Source organism: Streptomyces sp. Y20, from assembly GCF_043195475.1.
Classification (GTDB): Bacteria; Actinomycetota; Actinomycetes; order Streptomycetales; family Streptomycetaceae; genus Streptomyces.
The window spans coordinates 34,735-51,593 of record NZ_JBIDDP010000018.1 but is presented as its reverse complement, the minus strand read 5'-3'; the positions used below and the strand labels follow the sequence as shown (position 1 = coordinate 51,593).

Below are 16,859 nucleotides of genomic sequence, written 5' to 3'. Positions count from 1 at the left end.
CGGACCCGACTCCTCTTCTTTCGTCAGCGCCTTCAGGAGCCCCCATGTTCGACACCGTCCGCGACGACCTGCGCGCCACCCTCGACGAGATCCGCGCCGCCGGCCTGCACAAGCCCGAGCGGGTCATCGGCACCCCGCAGTCCGCGACCGTCGGCGTCACCGCCGGCGGCCGTCCCGGCGAGGTCCTCAACTTCTGCGCCAACAACTACCTCGGCCTGGCCGACCACCCCGAGGTGATCGCCGCCGCCCACGAGGCCCTGGACCGCTGGGGCTACGGCATGGCCTCCGTCCGCTTCATCTGCGGCACCCAGGAGGTGCACAAGGAGCTGGAGGCCCGGCTGTCGGCGTTCCTGGGCCAGGAGGACACGATCCTGTACTCCTCCTGCTTCGACGCCAACGGCGGTGTCTTCGAGACCCTGCTCGGCGAGGAGGACGCGGTGATCTCCGACGCCCTCAACCACGCCTCCATCATCGACGGCATCCGCCTGTCGAAGGCCCGCCGCTTCCGCTACGCCAACCGCGACCTCGCGGACCTGGAGACCAAGCTCAAGGAGGCGTCCGGCGCCCGGCGCCGCCTGATCGTCACCGACGGCGTCTTCTCCATGGACGGCTACGTGGCCCCGCTGCGCGAGATCTGCGACCTCGCCGACCGCTACGACGCCATGGTCATGGTCGACGACTCGCACGCCGTCGGCTTCGTCGGCCCCTCCGGCCGCGGCACCCCCGAACTGCACGGCGTCATGGACCGCGTCGACATCATCACCGGCACCCTCGGCAAGGCCCTCGGCGGCGCCTCCGGAGGTTACGTCGCCGCTCGCGCCGAGATCGTCGCCCTGCTGCGCCAGCGCTCCCGCCCGTACCTGTTCTCCAACACCCTCGCCCCGGTGATCGCCGCCGCCTCCCTGAAGGTCCTCGACCTGCTGGAGTCGGCCGACGACCTGCGGGTCCAGCTCGCCGAGAACACCGCGCTGTTCCGCCGCCGGATGACCGAGGAGGGCTTCGACATCCTCCCCGGCGACCACGCCATCGCCCCCGTCATGATCGGTGACGCCGCGAAGGCGGCCCGCATGGCCGAGCTGCTGCTGGAGCGGGGTGTCTACGTGATCGGCTTCTCCTACCCGGTCGTCCCGCAGGACCGGGCGCGCATCCGCGTCCAGCTGTCCGCCGCGCACTCCACGCAGGACGTCGACCGGGCGGTCGACGCGTTCGTCGCCGCGCGCGCCGAACTTCAGGCCTGAGCAGGCCGGACACCCTGGGATAATCGGGGGCATGATCGAGGCACGGCGGCTCCACATCCTCCGCGCGGTGGCCGACCACCGCACGGTCACGGCGGCGGCCGCCGCGCTCTACCTCACCCCCTCGGCCGTCTCCCAGCAGCTGACGGCGCTGGAGCAGGAGACCGGCCACCGGCTGGTCGAGCGCGGCGCCAGAGGGGTACGGCTCACCCCGGCCGGTGAGATCCTGCTCAGCCACACCAACGCGGTCCTCGCCCAGCTGGAGCGGGCCGAGGCCGAGCTGGCCGCCTACGGTTCGGGTGAGGCGGGCACGGTCACCGTGGCGGCGTTCGCGACCGGCATCGCCCAGGTCGTGGCTCCCGCGGTGGCCCGCCTCGCGGCCTCGGCCCCCGGCATCCGGATCCGGGTCCAGGACGCGGAGGGCGACGCGAGTCTGCCCATGGTCCTGGACCGGCAGGTCGACGTCGCGGTCGCCGTCGAGTACCGGGGCGCCCCGGCCGCCGGCGATCCCCGCCTGACCCATGTCCCGCTGTACGCCGAGCCGTTCGACGCGGTCGTCCCCCTGGGGCACCGGCTGGCGGACGCCCGCGAGGTCCCCCTCGCCGACCTGGCCAAAGACCCGTGGATCGGCCCGTATCCCGGCAATCCCTGCCACGACGTGGTCGTCCTGGCCTGTGAGAGCGCCGGTTTCCAGCCCCGCCTGGAGCACTCCTCCGACGACTTCCGTGCCGTCGTCGCCCTTGCCTCGGCCGACGCCGGCGTCGCCCTCGTACCGCGCTCCGCGCTGCGCGGCATGGACCTCACCGACGTGGTGGTCCGGCCCGTCGACGGCGTCGCCCCGACCCGCCGGGTCTTCGCCGCCGTACGCCGCGGGGCCGAGGGGCACCCGCTGATCCGCCCGGTGCTCAAGGCCCTGGGCGAGGCCGCGCAGGCGTGAGGATTTTGTAACCCGCCCGCCCCATCCGCGGGATACCGTCCCGGACATGTCCGCCGCTCCGTGTCACCGCCGCACCCCGGACTGCGCGGCTCACTGGTCCGGGGCCGGCCTCTCCGCCGGTGCGGACATCGCCTACGACCGCCCGCCCGTGCCCGGCCTCGAACAGCACGTGCGGCTGCTGGAGGGGGCCCTGGAAGTGACCGTCGGCGACCGGGTCCACCAGCTCGGCGCGGGCGACCGCCTGCGGACGCGCGGCCGCGGAGCGACCCGGTCCCGCTGCGCCGGTCCGGGCGCGGCGCCGTACGTGCCGGCGGTGGTACGGCCATGAGGCAGGAGCGGTGGGACGCGGCTCGCGTCCGCGAACGGGCCGACGACCTGGCGGCCCTGCTGACCGACACCGTGGCCTCCGGCGCCTCCGTCGGCTTCCTCGCGCCGTTCGGCCACGCGGAGGCGGTCGCCTGGTGGCGGGAGCGGGCGGACGCCGTCCGGGCGGGCCACGTCGCCGTCTGGGCGGCCGTGGACCCCGCGGACCGGGTGGTCGGTACGGTCGGCCTGGCCTTCCCCGGCAAGCCGAACAGCCGGCACCGCGCGGAACTCGTCAAGCTGATGGTGCACCGCTGCGCGCGCGGCCGGGGACTGGGCCGCCGGCTGCTCGCCACCGCCGAGGACGCGGCCGCGGCCGGCGGGATCGCCCTGCTCCACCTCGACACCGAGACCGGCAGTCCCGCCGAGGAGCTGTACCGCTCGGCAGGCTGGACCGTGGCCGGCATCATCCCCGACTACGCGGCGGCTCCGGCGGGCGGGCTGCGGCCGACGACGCTGTACTACAAACGGCTCCCGGTGTGACTGTCAGTGGCAGGAGCTACGGTGCGTGGCATGCCGGATGCAGAAGACGTACGCCGCATTGCCCTGTCCCTGCCGGAGACCACGGAGAAGACCGCCTGGAACATGCCCACCTTCCGGGTGGCGGGGAAGATGTTCGCGACCCTGCCCGAGGAAGAGACCTCCATCGCCGTGCGCTGCCCCAGGGAGGAGCGCGAGGAACTGGTGCTGGCCGAACCGGAGAAGTTCTGGGTCGCCGGCCACGAGGCGCAGTTCGCCTGGGTGAGAGCGAGACTCGCCGCCCTGGAGGACGAGGAGGAGCTGCGGGACATCCTCGCCGACTCCTGGCGCCAGGCCGCCCCGCCCCGACTCCTGGACACCCACCCCGAGTTGCTCCTGTCCGGGGGGTCCTCGGAGCCCGGCGAGCCCGGGGAGTGAAAATCCCGGTGCGCGCGGCCGGGGCGTGACAGGATCCCGCGCGACGGCGTCGGGGCCGGGCGGCACCGGGGCGCGGGGGGAGCGTGCGGCGCGGGGCGGCGGTCGGCCTGCGGTGCGGGTCCGAGGCGGAAACAGCGCGGGGGAGCGGCTGCGCCCGGGCCGGACGGCGGGCGTCCGGCCGGCTCCACGACGGGGAGGGGCCTGGGGTGAGGGGAACCGGCGCACGACGCGGCAGTGCCGTACGGGATGCGCGCGGCGCCGCGGCCGGCGGCCCGGCCCTCTGGTCGCGGGACTTCGCACTGTTCTTCGTGGCCCGGGCCGTCGCCCGCCTCGGCGACACCATGCTGCCCGTGGCCCTCGCCACCGGCCTGCTGGAGCAGGGCTACGGCGCCGGCGCGGTCGGTCTCGCCATGGCCGCCACGACCGCCGCGTTCGCCGGACTGGTCGTCTTCGGCGGGGTCATCGCCGACCGCTTCAGCACCCGGAAACTGATGATCGGCGCCGACCTGGTCCGGCTCGGCACCCAGTCGCTCGCCGCGGGCCTGTTCTTCACCGGGCATGTGGTGCTGTGGCAGATCTGCGCCATCGGGGTCGTCAACGGTATCGCCGGGGCAGTCTTCCAGCCGGGCGTGGCCAGTACGGTGCCCCGGCTCGCCGCCGACGTCCAGGGCGCGAACGGCGCGATCCGTGTCGCCGAGTCCGCCGCCCAGCTCGCCGGCCCGGCCGCCGCCGGCGTCCTGGTCGGTCTCGCCTCGCCCGGCGGTGTCTTCGCCGCGCACGCCGCCACCTACACGGTCAGCGCCCTGTGCCTGCTGCTGCTCCGGCTGCCCCCGCTGCCCGCGGGCGTCCGCGCCGCCACCGGCTCCGGCATGCGGGCCTTCCGGGCCGATCTCGTCGACGGCTGGCGGGAGTTCCGTGCCCGCACGTGGTTGTGGGGCGTGATCGCCGTCTGGGGCCTCTACATGATCGCCGTCTGGGGTCCGGCCGTCCCGCTGGTGGCCACGGAGGTCGTCGGGCACCACGGCCCGGGCGCCTACGGCCTGGTCAACTCTGCCCTGGGCGGGGGTACGGTGATCGGCGGCCTGATCGCCCTCCGGCTGCGGCCCCGCCGCATGCTCCGGGCGGGCGCCGTCGCCCTGTTCGCCTTCTTCGGCTTCCCGGCGGCCGTCGGGGCGGGACTCGGCGTACCGGCCATGGCGGCCGGGGCCGCGCTCGCCGGTGCCGGGATGTCGTTCTGGAGTGTCATGTGGGCGACCAGCGTGCAGACCCAGGTCCCTGCCGACGTCCTCAACCGCATCCACGCCTACGACGTGGCCGGTTCGCTCGCCATGATGCCCATCGGCCAGGCCCTCGCCGGCCCCGCGGCGGGGGCACTGGGCGCCGGCCGCGTCCTGCTGGTCGCCGGCGCGGTGAGCCTGGTCGTGGCGGCGGCCCTGCTCGCGGTCCCGGCGATACGCGACCTGGTCCGGGCCGACGCGGACACCCCCGCCCGCTGAGAGGCCGGCCCGGGCCCCACGCGCGGCTTCCCTGCGCGTCGTCACACGCCGCCGGCCCGGGCGGTGGTGCGTCCGGCGCCCAGGTAGCCGGCGATCCGCCGCCGCAGGGCCGCCGGGTCGAGCCCGTGGGCGGCCACGTGTTCCTCGATCGTGCCGTAGCGGCGCAGCTCGCGGCGGCCCACGCCGAGGCCGAGCACCCGGTGCGGGACATCGGACAGCGCCTCGCTCACCGCGGCCGTCGACGTCCCCGCGAGGTACGGCTCGACCAGCACGACGTCCGTGCCGGCGGCCTCCGTCGCCCGGCGCAGCCCGGCCGCGTCGAAGGGCCGTACGGTCGTCGCGTGGAGCACGGTCACGTCCAGGCCCTCGGTGGCGGCGAGGACGGCGTCCAGCATCGGGCCGACGGCGAGGACCACCCCGGAGCGGCCCTCGCGGACCGGGCGCAAGTGCCGCCCGTCGACGGCCCGCCCCTGCCCGTTGGACTGCACGGACAGCCGCACGTACACCTTGTCGTCGCCCGCGGCGACCGCGTGGCGCAACAGCGTCTCGGCCTCGTCGGGATGCCCGGGGACATGCACGGTCCAGCCGTCCAGTGTGTCGAGGAGGGCCACGTCGCCCGGCGCCATGTGGGTGAAGCCACCGGCCGGCCAGTCGAACGAGGCGGCGGCACTCACCAGCACCGCCCCCGCGTCCTGGTGGCCCAGATCGAGCTTGACCTGCTCGAACGGCCGCTCCACGAGGAAGCTGGCGAAGGTGTGCACGACGGGCCGCAGCCCGGTGAGCGCCAGGCCTGCCGCCGTTCCGATCAGCAGCTGTTCGCGGATGCCGACGTTGATCACCCGGTCGGGGTGGCGGCGCATGGTCTCCCGGAAGCCGTCGGCACCGACCTCGGCGAGGACGACGGCGACCCGCGGGTCCTCGTCCAGCAGCCGGGAGACGACGGGCGCGAATCGGTCACGCATGGTGTCCATCAGAGAACCTTTCCTTGACGGGGCAGGGGGAGCGGCGGGAGTCAGGCGTTCTTCGGTTCGACACGGGCCACGACCACGTGCGGCCGGCCGGGATGCGGTGCGGTGAACGCGGCGTACAGCGCCTCGTGGTCACGTCCGTCGACGGTCACCGCGGACCAGCCCGCGGCCTCGAACCGGGTGGCGATCCCGCCGGGCCGCGCATGGCTGGCGGAGGAGTTGTCGATGACCACGGTGTGCAGCCGGTCCAGTGCGGCGGGCCCGGCGAAGGCGATCGCCTCGTGGTTGCTGCCCTCGTCCAGCTCCGCGTCCCCGATCAGCACCCAGACCGCCGGACCGGCCGACCCCTGGGCCCGCAGACCCAGTGCGGTGCCCACGGCGATCGGCAACCCGTGTCCCAGCGACCCGCTGCCGATCTCGGCGCCCGGCACCAGCACCCGGTCCGGGTGGTGCCCGAGCGGGGAGTCGTACGAGCCGAACCCGGGCAGCCAGGCGACGGGCACGAACCCCTTCGCGGCCAGTACGGCGTAGTACGCCATGGGTCCGTGCCCCTTGCTGAGCAGGAACCGGTCGCGGGCCGGGTCGTCCCGCCGCTCGGGAGTGACCCGCAGCACGCGGTCGTAGAGCACCCAGAGCACGTCGAGCGTGGAGGTGGCCGCCGGGCCGTGCTTCTCGTCGCCGGTCATGAGCCCCATCAGACGGGGCAGGTCGTCGTATCCGTGCGTACGGCTGTCGTTCGCTGTGATCGTCATACGGACGATCGTGCGACCTCAAGCGGACTTGAGGTCAACAGGGAAAGTGGCGCACGACCACCGATCCGAGTGCGGTATTGTTTCCCTGCGCGTTCGGCCGGGGGAAAGCCCAGGTCAAACAGCATCGGGACGTGGCGCAGCTTGGTAGCGCACTTGACTGGGGGTCAAGGGGTCGCAGGTTCAAATCCTGTCGTCCCGACTCGTGTGAGTCGCAGGTCAGGGCCGGTTTCGGAGAAATCCGAAACCGGCCCTCGATCGTTTCCGGGCATCGGCCGGGAACGTCGTGAGCGGGCTCCGACGCGCGGAGCGCTGACCCGGCGCCGCTAACATAAAGTGCGTTATTTATGTGCGTGAGGGACGGTGCCGGGTGCCGGGTGTCAAGGCGGAGCGAGCCGCGCGGACGCGGCAACGGCTCCTGCTGGCCGCGGCCGAGGTCTTCGACGAGACGGGTTACGAGCAGGCGGCGGTGACCCAGGTCGTGGAACGGGCGGGGCTCACGCTCGGCGCGCTCTACTTCCACTTCGGCTCCAAGCAGGGCCTGGCCGAAGCGCTGATGAACGCCCAGCCGACGACGATAGAGCCTCACCTGGAGTCGACCGGGTTGCAGCGCGTGGTGGACGTCACCTTGGTGTGGGCGGACCGCATGAAGCGCGACCCCGTTCTGCGCGCGGGAGTCCGCCTCACCGTCGAACAGGGCAGCCACGGCATGAACGACGCCTCCCCCTTCGAGCAGTGGCGGACGCTCCTGCGGGGCCACCTCGACGTGGCGCGAGCCGGCGGGGAACTCCGTGCGGCCGTCAGCCCCGACCGGCTGGCCCGTTTCCTCGTCGGCGCCTGCACCGGCATGCAGGTCTACTCGCAGCTCGCCACGCAGCGCGCCGACCTCATGGAGCGCGTCCAGGACATGTGGGAACTGCTGCTGCCCGGCGTCGCCCCCGAGTCGGTGGCCGACGGGATCCAGGTCGACTCCGAGCGCGTCACCGCCTCCTGACCCGCGGCGGCCGGTCCGCCCGGGGTCGCGTCGCTCGTCGTGCACCACGGGCGCTGCGCAGCCTCGCCGCCGGCGACGGGGGAATCACCCGGCGACGAGGCTGCCCCAAGCATAAAGAACGCTATTTATGTCTGTCTACGCGGGGGCAGGGCGCAATACGGCGTGGCCCCGCGAGGGAGTCGCCGGACGGCCACCTCTCAATCGGTTGCGGATTGAAACCGTCGTGGCATACCGTCAGAACAGTTGCGTTCTGCTACTGATTGGGGTGTGGGTGCGATGGACGCCTGGCGGCGGTTGCTGCTCGCGGTGGTCTGCGCTGTCGCGGTGGCGGCCATCTATGCCGCGCAGCCGATCCTGGAGCCGATGGGACACGACCTCGGTCTGCCGCCGGGGCTCGCCGGATGGATCGTCGCCAGCGGCCAGTTCGGCTACCTGGCGGGGCTGGTGCTGCTGGTCCCGCTCGGCGACGTGGCCGACCGGCGCCGCCTCATCGCCGTGCACCTGGCGGTCACCGCGGCGGGCCTGCTCCTGACGGCGTCGGCGCCGGCCGCGTGGGTGGCGTTCGCGGGGCTCGCGACGGCCGGGCTGTTCGCGGTGGTGGTGCAGATCGCGGTGGCCTACGCCGCGTCGGTCTCGCCGCCCGCCGAACGCGGACGGAGCATCGGCGTCGTGACCTCGGGCGTCGTCGTCGGCATCCTGGGCGCGCGGGTCGCCACCGGCGTGCTCGCCGAGGTGTGGGGCTGGCGGAGCGTCTATGCCGTGCTCGCGGTGCTCGCACTCGGGCTGGCCGCCCTCGTCCTCGTCGTACTGCCGCCGGAGGAGCGCCCCGGCCGGCCCACGGGGTACAGGCGGGCCGTCGCCTCGATCGGCGGACTGCTCGGGCAGCGCGTCTTCCTGACGCGCGGGCTCGTCGCGTTCTTCCTGTTCGCCTCGTTCGGAACGCTGTGGAGCGGACTGTCCCTGCCGCTGGGGGCCGCGCCGTGGCGGCTGGGCGAGGGCCGGATCGGACTGTTCGGCGTCGCCGGACTCGCCGGCGCGCTCGGTGCGGCACGTGCGGGACGGTGGGCGGACGCGGGACGGGCGGTCCCGGCCAGCGGTCTCGCGCTCAGCCTGCTGATCGTCTCGTGGGCGGCGATCGCACGGCTCCCCTCGTCGCTGTGGCTCCTCGTCGCCGGGATCGTGCTTCTCGACTTCGCGGTCCAGGTCGTCCATGTGAGCAACCAGCACCTGCTCACCACCGCGCATCCGGATCGGATCAGCGGTGTCGTCGGCGGCTACATGGTCTTCTACTCGCTCGGCTCCGCCCTCGGCGCGGCCGCGACCACGGCCGTCTTCAGCGCCCACGGCTGGGCGGGTTCCAGTCTCCTGGGAGCCGGGTTCGCGGTCTGCGCACTGGCTGCCTGGGCGATGGACAGGCGATCGCCCGTCGACGGATCGACCCCCGGATCCGAGGCGGCTGGCACGCGGCACGACCGGCAGGAGGTATGAAGGGGGGTGACCGAGCCGGACGCGTGTTCCGAGCGCTCCCCGGCCGCCGGCAGCACGGGGGCGGGCTCTCCTCCCGGTCACTCGTCCTCGTACCCGTACGGCACACGGTCCGGGGGGCTCTTACGGCATAATGGTTTCGATACGCAACTCACCGGGAGATGTCATGGCGAACGACACCACGCGCGCCGCGAACCCCGGCTGGACCGACCCGGACTGTCCCGTCGCCCGGACGCTGGACCTGGTCGGCGACAGGTGGAGTCTTCTCGTCATCCGCGACGCGATGGACGGGGCCCGCTCTTTCACCGAGTTCCAGCGACGCACCGGCATCGCGCGCAACATCCTCACCGACCGGCTCCGCAAGCTGACCGCGCACGGGCTCCTCGTCCAGCGCACCGCGCCATCGGGCCGCCGCCGGGAGTACGTGCTCACCGACACCGGCCGCGACCTCTTCCCCGTCATCCTCGCCCTGCGGCAGTGGGGCGAACGCCACGCCTTCGCCCCCGGTGAGACCCACTCCGTGCTGGTCGACCAGCACGGCACCCCGGTGCCGGAGCTCGCGCCGGCCGGCGCCGGCGGCACCCTGCTCGACAGCGAGACCACCCATGTGCGCAAGGCCCGGTAGCGGCGGCCTCGGAGGCGATCCGAAGCCGCCCTCCGGTCGTTTCAGGACACGACACCCACATGGGCGAGGGCCTGCTTCAGCAGTGCCCCGTGCCCGCCCGGCATCTCGTTCTGCACCGCCGGCGAGGCGGCCTCCTGGGGGCTGAACCAGACGAGGTCCAGCGCGTCCTGGCGGGGCCGGCAGTCGCCGGTCACCGGAACGACGTAGGCCAGGGAGACCGCGTGCTGGCGCGGGTCGTGGTACGGGGTCATGCCGGCCGTCGGGAAGTACTCGGCGACGGTGAAGGGCTGGAGCGAGGCCGGGACGCGGGGGAGGGCCACCGGGCCGAGGTCCTTCTCCAGGTGGCGCAACAGCGCGTCGCGCACCCGCTCGTGGTGCAGGACGCGCCCGGAGACCAGGGCCCGGCTGACCGTTCCGTCCGGGCCGATGCGCAGCAGCAGCCCGATGCTGGTGACTTCACCGCTGTCGTCCACGCGCACGGGCACGGCCTCGACGTACAGGATCGGCATCCGGGCCCGGGCCATCTCCAGCTCGTCCGTGGTGAGCCAGCCGGGCGTGGTTTCGGTCATGTCAGACATTGCTTGATCATACTTTCCGGGTGGGGCGCCCGCGGGGTTCGCGGGCCGGTTCGGATACGGGAGGTCCGTACAGGCGGCGGGCGTTGTCGCGTCCCGTCCAGTCCGCGATGCGCAGGGCGTCGGCCGGGCTCAGCTCGTCGGCGTCCACCCGGTCCTGGAGGAGACCGGCGAGCCCCTGCCGGAAACACAGGGCGCCCAGGTGGTGGAACTCGGCCACACCGTAGGCGTCCGAGCTGTACAGGAGCTTGCGGAACGGGGTGATCTCCAGCGCCTCCTCCAGCACGGCCCGGCAGCGGGCCGGGCCGGTGTGGTGCAGGGCGAGGCCGACGTCCAGGTACACGTGCTCGAACACCGCGGCCAGCCACGCGGCTTGGCGCTGGTACGGCCAGCAGTGCAGCAGCAGCACCGGGATCGTGCCGGCGGTCAGGTGCAGCCAGTCGGCGAGCAGCGCGGGGTCGGCCCGGTGCAGCCGTACGTCCGCGTCACCGAAACCGGTGTGCAGCTGGAGCGGCAGCCCCAGGTCGACGGCGGTCCACAGCAGGTGCCGGACCAGCACCGGGTCGGTGAGCCGGCCGCCGGCCGCCAGCCAGTGCCCGGCCGCCCGCGCGACCTCGGCGTCCGCCGGGCGCTCCGGGTCCAGGGCGAAGCCGGTGCGGTACGCGGCGATGGACTTCACCGCCACCACACCCGGCCGGCGCACGGCCTCCTCGGCGCTCGCGCGCAGGACGGCCGCGTACTCCCCGGCCGCCACGCCCCGCGCGGCCACCGATTCGGCGAGCTGTTCCAGCCGTACGACCTCGCAGGCGGTGGCGCCGGCCGCCGCGGCCAGCTCGGCGGGGCTGGTGACCGGGTGCGGGGCGTAGCCGGTGTCCACGCAGAACACCGCGGCCCCGGACGCCGTCAGGAAGCGCCGGTTGACCTCCCGCCAGCCCAGCTCCGCGCGCCGGGCCACGTAGTCGGCGGGCGGCGCGTGCCGGGGGAGGCCCAGCAGGGGCGCGCAGTGGCGGCGCACGGCCACGCCGACCGGGCTGTCGAAGGACGAGACGCCGGGCCAGGCGTCGCCCTCGGTGAGCAGCGACTCGAAGCCCCGGGCGTCCAGATCGGCCGTCACCGCGCCGTGGCAGTGGTGGTCCACCAGCGGCAGCGCGGCGAGGGCCTCGTGGACCGGTCCCGATGCGGGCATGATCAGTACCTCCAGCGGTAGGCCGCCGCCACCTGGGTGTCGTCGAGGCCGTCGACGGCCGCCGCCTCGCCGAGCCGTACGGCGCTCACCGCGTCCGCGAGGACCGGGCCCAGCGCGGCCCGCAGCACCGGGTCCGCCCGGAACGCCTCGGCGGCCTCCGGCAGCGACCGCGGCAACCGCCGTACGCCCAGGGCCGCCGCCTCCCGCGGGCCGTACCGGGCCGGGTCGCCGGTGACCTCCTCGGGCAGGACGCGGTCCGCCGCCATGCCGTCGAGGCCGGCGGCGATCACGCAGCCGAGGGCCAGATACGGATTGGCTGCCAGATCGACCGGTTTGACCTCCAGGTTGGCGTCCTGGGCGTGGTGGCCCGCCGTCCCCGTGACCACCCGCAGCGCGGCCTCGCGGGTCTCGCGGCCCCAGGCGGTGAACACCCCCGCCCACTGGGAGGGTCTGAGCCGCAGATAGCTGGCCGGGCTCGGCGCGGTGACCGCCGTCAGCGCGGGGAGGCGGGCGAGCACCCCGGCGGCGAAGGCCTCCGCCTCGGCCGTCATGCCGTACCGGCGGTCACCGCCCGCGTGCAGGTTCACCCCGTCGCGCCAGCAGGACAGGTGCAGATGGCCGCCGTTGCCGACGCCGTCGCCGGTCACCGCGGGCGCGAACGACACCCTGAGGCCGTGCCGCTGGGCCACCGCCCGGATGGTCTGGCGGACCAGCACGCTGCGGTCGGCCGCGGCCACCGGGTCCTGCGCGCCCACCGAGATCTCGAACTGGCCGGCCGCGTACTCGGGATGCAGCTGGTCGACGGCCACGTCCTGCGCGGCGCACGCGGCCAGCAGATCGGCGGTGTAGTCGCTCAGCTCCACCTGCCGGATCGCGCCGTACGCCGGTCCGCGGACCGCCGGCACGAACTCCCCGGTGGGCGCCGAGCCGGCGCCCACCGACCACTCGATCTCGATCGCCGCCTTGAAGGCGAGGCCGTGCCGTTCGGCGGCGTCGGTGACGACCCGGCGCAGGAAGGTCCGGGTGCAGCCGGGGTGCCGGGTCCCCTCCTGGGTGATCCGGTCCACCGGCGCCCACGCCCAGCCGGGCTGACCGGCCAGCACCACCAGCGCGTCCAGGTCCGGGTAGAGCCGCAGATCGCCGTCGGGGGAGCCGAGGACGTCGGTGGTGACCACGGAGTCACCGGCGAGGAACGTGTCGAACACCGGGGACATGCCGACGCCCCAGGACACGGCCGCCTCCAGCCGGGCCGTCGGGACCGTCTTCACCCGGCCGACGCCGGCCGTGTCGACGTAACCCAGCACGATGCCGTGCACGCCCCGCGCGGCCAGGCCGGCGGTGAGCGCGGCGACCCGGCGCAGATCCTCGGGACGGCCGCCGGGCACGGGGTCGGCGAAAGTCGTCATACGTCCTCCTCGGCGGCCCCGGCGGCGCACGCGGCCGGCATCAGGGTCGCACGGCGGCCGGGCCGGACCGCGGCACCGGTGCGGCCGGCGTCGGCCCGGCGCACCACCGCGGGCCGGGCGCGAGGCCGGGCGGGGCCGGTGCCGGGGCGTCGGGGAGGGCGGCGGATCCGGCGTGTCCGTGGGCGGTGGCCGACGGGGCCCGGTCCTCGCTCACGTGTCCGCCCTTCTCCTGTGCGGTGCTCCGCCGCCATTGTGCCGCCCGCTGACCGCCCGCGCCCGGGAAACGGGCACCCCGGGCGGTTCCGGGCACGTGTGCGAGCCGGGCCCCACCGGTTCCGGGCGTGCGGCGGGCATGAGGAACACTGGTCCGGTAGCCCGGCCCCCGACCGAGAGCAGGACATGCCCGCCACGCCCGCGTCCCTGTACGACACCGCCCGCCTGCCCGCCGGCCCCGCCGACATCCGGCTGATCGTCACCGACATGGACGGCACGCTGCTGGACGACGCCAAGCGGATCCCCGCCGGACTGTGGCCGATGCTCGCCGAACTGCGCCGCCGCGGCGTGCTGTTCAGCCCGGCCAGCGGCCGTCAGTACGCGACGCTGGCCCGGCAGTTCGCGGACGTCGCCGAGGGCATGGTGTTCATCGCGGAGAACGGCACGTACGTGGTCCGCGACGGCGTGGAGCTGAGCAGCGACCCGCTGGACCGGTCCGTCGCCCCCGCGGTCGCCCGGACGGTACGGCGGCTGGTCGCGGGCGGCGCGGACGTGGGCGCCGTCGTCTGCGGCAAGCGGGCGGCCTACGTCGAGCGGACCGACGAGGCGTTCCTCTCCGAGGTGCGCACGTATTACGCCGAACACCGGATCGTGGACGACGTCACCGCCGTCGACGACGACGTGATCAAGGTGGCGCTGTTCGACTTCGGTCCCGCCGAGCACACCACCGCCCCCGCCCTGGCCGGGTTCGCCGCCACGCACCAGGTCGTCGTCTCGGGCGAGCACTGGGTGGACGTCATGAACCGCAGCGCCGGCAAGGGCACGGCCCTGCGCGGCCTCCAGCGCGCGCTCGGCATCAGCCCCGCGCAGACCATGGTGTTCGGCGACTACCTCAACGACCTGGAGATGCTCGACGCCGCCGACTGGTCCTTCGCCATGGCGGGCGCCCACCCCGAGGTGATCCGCCGGGCCCGCCACCTGGCCCCGTCCAACAACGACGACGGCGTACCGCGCACCATCGCCCGCGTCCTCGGACTGTAGCCCGGCCCCCGGCCCCGGCCGTCACCCGTGCGCGCGCCGCCGGGCCGGGCGGCGCGCCGGGGCGTCAGGGCTTGCGCGCGACCCCGCCGTACAGCGAGATCCGCTCGCGCGGTTCCTCCTCAGGGCGCCACTCCGCCACGGACACGATCCCGGGCTCCAGCAGTTCCAGCCCCTCGAAGAAGACGCCCACTTCGGCGTGCGAGCGGGCGACCAGCGTCACTCCGCCCGCCCCGTAGGCCGCGATGCCCGTGCGGACGTTCTCCGGGTCGAAGTCGGCGGTCATGGTCGACAGCACCAGGAAGCTGCCCGGCGCCAGCACGTCGACCAGGGCGGCCACCAGGTCGTGGGCGCCGTCCTCGTCGGCGATGAAGTGCAGCAGCGCGATGAGGGAGAGGGCCACCGGGCGGTCGAAGTCCAGCACGCGGCCGGCCTGTTCGAGGATGGTGTGCGGGTCGCGGGCGTCGGCCTGCACGTACTCCGTCACGCCGTCGGGGGTGCCGCGCAGCAGCGCGTGCGCGTGGGCCAGCACGATGGGGTCGTTGTCGACGTAGACCACCCGGGCGTCCGGGGTGACGGACTGGGCGATCTGGTGCAGGTTCGGCTCGGTCGGTATGCCGGTGCCGATGTCCAGGAACTGGCGGATCCCCGCCTCCTCGGCCAGCGCGCGGGTGGTCCGGCGCATGAACGCCCGGTTCGCGCGGGCGGCCTTGGGGGCGCCCCCGTCGATCGCCGTGATCCGGCGGGCCAGTTCCTCGTCGACGGGATAGTTGTCCTTGCCGCCGAGGAACCAGTCGTACACCCGTGCCGGATGCGGCCGGGTGGTGTCGATGTGCCGGCTGTCCGGCTCCGTCCCCGTCACGTGCTGCTCCTCCGCGCGTCCGGTCCCGGTGGTCGTTCCGGGACGTGCGGGGAGCAGTCTGACACGATCACGCGGCACCGCGCGGACAGGCCCCGGTCACCTGCCCGGCGGATGCCGCCCGCACCAACACGGCGGACGGCACGGGCGGTTCGGCGTTCCCGGCCGGTTCCCGGTGTGTCCCGGGCGGGCGGGCCGGCGCCGTGTGGCGCCGTGCCGTCCGGCTGCCCGCGGGCGGCTGGCCGCCACGGGCCGAGCCGGTCGCGGCCCAGCGTCATCAGCGGGTGCCGGCGGCGGGTGTCCGCCGGCGTGGTCCCGGGTGCGGGCTCATTCCCCGGGTCCGTCAGGTCGACCCCGCCGACGACCTGGTGCACCTCTTGTCCCGTGGGCCGGACGTGCTAGCTGGAGGCCCGCTCGGACGTGTGGTTCTCGGCCTGGAACATCCAGCGCTGCTTCTCCAGGTCGGCCGTGACCGTGATCAGCAGATCCTGGGTGACCGGGTCGGCCTTCTCGGTCGCCCCGATCCGCTCGCGCAGCCGGTCGACGGCCGTCCCGAGCGATTCCACCATCAGCTCCACGACCTCTGTGTCGCGCAGCCAGCCGTCCTTGGTACCGGGCAGCGTGAAGGCCGCGGCGATGGTCTCCGGCCGGCCGTCCGGCGGCACGCCCAGCGCGGCGGCCCGTTCGGCGACCGTGTCCGAGTGTTCGCGGGCGGTGGTGACCACCTCGTCCAGCTGGAGGTGGATCGACCGGAAGCGCGGGCCCACGATGTTCCAGTGCGCCTGCTTCCCGATCAGTGACAGTCCGAGCAGGTCGACCAGGGTGTCCTGGAGGGCGGCGCCGACGACGCCGAGCGCCTCACCGGGCAGCGTGCTCTTGACCACGGTCATGGTGGGTCGGTCCCCTTTCGTCAGCATTCCGGGTCGCGTCCGAAAAGGCGGGTGCCCCGGCTCACCAGGGGGCAAACGGCCTGATCAGCGAGGCAGCACCCGGTCCAGGAAGGCCAGCATCTCCGCGTGGACCGCCTCCTTGCACGTCTCCTGGAACACCTCGTGGCGTGCTCCGGCGAAGATCCGCTCGGTCAGCCGGCCGCCGCTCAGGCGCCGCACCCCGGGCCGGCTGCCGGACAGCGGCACCAGCCGGTCGTCGTCCCCGTGCAGCCACAGCAGCGGCAGCCGCCCGACGTCACCGCCCCGGTCGACGGTCTCCAGGGTCCGGGCGAACGCCTCCAGCGTCGGCCGCTTCATGGGCCCGTGCCAGACCAGTGGATCGGCCGCGTAGGCGGCGCCCACCGCCGGGTCCCGGGAGAGCGCGGACGGGCTGATCGGCAGGTCCGGGATCTCGTCCAGGGCCAGCAGCCGCCCCGGCAGCTCCCAGGCGCCGATCACGGGCCCGGACAGGACCAGCGCGCTCAGCCCGTCGCCGTACCGCTGGGCGTACCGGGCCGCGACGAGACCCCCCATGGAGTGACCGACCAGGACCAGCGGCAGACCGCGGTGGGCGGCCCGGGCCAGCTCCGCCGCCCGGTGCACGTCCGTGACCACGTCCTCGAAGTCCTCGATCAGCACCCGCTCGCCGGCCGACCTGCCGTGGCCGGCGTGGTCGGGTGCGTACACGGCGGCGCCGTGCCCGGTGAGCACGGCGGCGAGTTCCGTGTATCGGCCCGCGTGCTCGCCGTAGCCGTGCGCCAGGAGGACGAGGAGGCGGGGTGCCGGATGCGGCCACTCGTGCACGGCGAGAGATCCGTGCGTGCCGTCGAGCAGGTGCTCGCGGACGTGGGGCATGTCTCCTCCAGTGGGCTCGGTGACGGCCGGGGGAATCTTCCCAGTGGGG

Annotated in this window: 17 protein-coding genes, 1 tRNA gene and 1 pseudogene; 11 read left to right on the top strand and 8 right to left on the bottom strand. The window is 74.2% G+C overall.

Annotated features, from left to right (window positions below; translation table 11 throughout):
* The first annotated feature begins 44 nt into the window (after positions 1–44).
* The 6 genes and pseudogenes from ACGFT1_RS32590 to ACGFT1_RS32565 all read left to right on the top strand — a co-directional run bounded on the left by ACGFT1_RS32590 (position 45) and on the right by ACGFT1_RS32565 (position 4,928).
* The gene (locus ACGFT1_RS32590; protein WP_373912581.1) at positions 45–1,238 is read left to right on the top strand and encodes a glycine C-acetyltransferase; all 1,194 of its coding nucleotides are present in this window, start codon (positions 45–47) and stop codon (positions 1,236–1,238) included.
* A gap of 31 nt (positions 1,239–1,269) precedes the next feature.
* Positions 1,270–2,172 (top strand): LysR family transcriptional regulator, encoded by a 903-nt coding sequence (locus ACGFT1_RS32585; RefSeq protein WP_373912580.1) that lies wholly within the window; start codon positions 1,270–1,272, stop codon positions 2,170–2,172.
* Positions 2,173–2,214: 42 nt separating this feature from the next.
* Positions 2,215–2,500 (top strand): annotated as a pseudogene (locus ACGFT1_RS32580) (cupin domain-containing protein); the annotation flags it as partial.
* The gene (locus ACGFT1_RS32575; protein ID WP_373912579.1) at positions 2,497–3,018 is read left to right on the top strand and encodes a GNAT family N-acetyltransferase; all 522 of its coding nucleotides are present in this window, start codon (positions 2,497–2,499) and stop codon (positions 3,016–3,018) included. The pseudogene ACGFT1_RS32580 and the gene ACGFT1_RS32575, both read left to right, overlap by 4 nt.
* A gap of 30 nt (positions 3,019–3,048) precedes the next feature.
* Complete coding sequence (locus tag ACGFT1_RS32570; RefSeq protein ID WP_373912578.1) at positions 3,049–3,432, top strand: MmcQ/YjbR family DNA-binding protein; 384 nt, start codon at positions 3,049–3,051, stop codon at positions 3,430–3,432.
* A gap of 206 nt (positions 3,433–3,638) precedes the next feature.
* Positions 3,639–4,928, top strand: coding sequence for an MFS transporter (locus ACGFT1_RS32565; protein ID WP_373912577.1), 1,290 nt, complete (start codon positions 3,639–3,641; stop codon positions 4,926–4,928).
* 41 nt (positions 4,929–4,969) lie between these two features.
* Here ACGFT1_RS32565 and ACGFT1_RS32560 read toward each other — a convergent pair whose 3' ends face one another.
* Both ACGFT1_RS32560 and ACGFT1_RS32555 read right to left on the bottom strand, forming a co-directional pair.
* Positions 4,970–5,899 carry a transketolase family protein gene (locus ACGFT1_RS32560; RefSeq protein ID WP_373912576.1) on the bottom strand — a complete coding sequence of 310 codons (930 nt, stop codon included), beginning with the start codon at positions 5,897–5,899 and terminating at the stop codon, positions 4,970–4,972.
* A gap of 41 nt (positions 5,900–5,940) precedes the next feature.
* Entirely contained in the window at positions 5,941–6,648 is a 708-nt protein-coding gene (locus tag ACGFT1_RS32555) for a transketolase (RefSeq protein ID WP_373912575.1), read from the bottom strand.
* 125 nt (positions 6,649–6,773) lie between these two features.
* On the opposite strand from ACGFT1_RS32555, the gene ACGFT1_RS32550 reads away from it, so the two are divergent.
* The 4 genes from ACGFT1_RS32550 to ACGFT1_RS32535 all read left to right on the top strand — a co-directional run bounded on the left by ACGFT1_RS32550 (position 6,774) and on the right by ACGFT1_RS32535 (position 9,749).
* Positions 6,774–6,847: transfer RNA gene (locus ACGFT1_RS32550), tRNA-Pro, on the top strand.
* A gap of 168 nt (positions 6,848–7,015) precedes the next feature.
* Positions 7,016–7,639 carry a ScbR family autoregulator-binding transcription factor gene (locus tag ACGFT1_RS32545; protein WP_373912574.1) on the top strand — a complete coding sequence of 208 codons (624 nt, stop codon included), beginning with the start codon at positions 7,016–7,018 and terminating at the stop codon, positions 7,637–7,639.
* Positions 7,640–7,915: 276 nt separating this feature from the next.
* On the top strand, positions 7,916–9,127 hold the full coding sequence (locus tag ACGFT1_RS32540; protein ID WP_373912649.1) for an MFS transporter: 1,212 nt from the start codon (positions 7,916–7,918) through the stop codon (positions 9,125–9,127).
* 163 nt (positions 9,128–9,290) lie between these two features.
* Positions 9,291–9,749, top strand: coding sequence for a winged helix-turn-helix transcriptional regulator (locus tag ACGFT1_RS32535; RefSeq protein WP_373912573.1), 459 nt, complete (start codon positions 9,291–9,293; stop codon positions 9,747–9,749).
* A 41-nt stretch (positions 9,750–9,790) separates the two neighbouring features.
* Here ACGFT1_RS32535 and ACGFT1_RS32530 read toward each other — a convergent pair whose 3' ends face one another.
* Genes ACGFT1_RS32530 through ACGFT1_RS32520 form a run of 3 tightly spaced genes read right to left on the bottom strand, consistent with a single transcriptional unit; the run spans position 9,791 to position 12,916 of the window.
* Entirely contained in the window at positions 9,791–10,318 is a 528-nt protein-coding gene (locus ACGFT1_RS32530) for an NUDIX hydrolase family protein (protein ID WP_361996230.1), read from the bottom strand.
* Between the two features lie 16 nt (positions 10,319–10,334).
* Positions 10,335–11,510 (bottom strand): amidohydrolase family protein, encoded by a 1,176-nt coding sequence (locus ACGFT1_RS32525; RefSeq protein WP_373912572.1) that lies wholly within the window; start codon positions 11,508–11,510, stop codon positions 10,335–10,337.
* A gap of 2 nt (positions 11,511–11,512) precedes the next feature.
* On the bottom strand, positions 11,513–12,916 hold the full coding sequence (locus ACGFT1_RS32520; protein ID WP_373912571.1) for a glutamine synthetase family protein: 1,404 nt from the start codon (positions 12,914–12,916) through the stop codon (positions 11,513–11,515).
* A 399-nt stretch (positions 12,917–13,315) separates the two neighbouring features.
* On the opposite strand from ACGFT1_RS32520, the gene ACGFT1_RS32515 reads away from it, so the two are divergent.
* Entirely contained in the window at positions 13,316–14,170 is an 855-nt protein-coding gene (locus tag ACGFT1_RS32515; RefSeq protein ID WP_373912570.1) for a Cof-type HAD-IIB family hydrolase, read from the top strand.
* A 64-nt stretch (positions 14,171–14,234) separates the two neighbouring features.
* On the opposite strand, the gene ACGFT1_RS32510 is transcribed toward ACGFT1_RS32515, so the two are convergent.
* From ACGFT1_RS32510 to ACGFT1_RS32500, 3 genes are all read right to left on the bottom strand, one after another.
* Complete coding sequence (locus ACGFT1_RS32510; RefSeq protein WP_373912569.1) at positions 14,235–15,029, bottom strand: SAM-dependent methyltransferase; 795 nt, start codon at positions 15,027–15,029, stop codon at positions 14,235–14,237.
* A gap of 395 nt (positions 15,030–15,424) precedes the next feature.
* Complete coding sequence (locus ACGFT1_RS32505) at positions 15,425–15,916, bottom strand: DNA starvation/stationary phase protection protein (protein WP_373912568.1); 492 nt, start codon at positions 15,914–15,916, stop codon at positions 15,425–15,427.
* A gap of 84 nt (positions 15,917–16,000) precedes the next feature.
* Positions 16,001–16,810 (bottom strand): lysophospholipase, encoded by an 810-nt coding sequence (locus tag ACGFT1_RS32500; RefSeq protein ID WP_373912567.1) that lies wholly within the window; start codon positions 16,808–16,810, stop codon positions 16,001–16,003.
* Between the last annotated feature and the right edge of the window lie 49 nt (positions 16,811–16,859).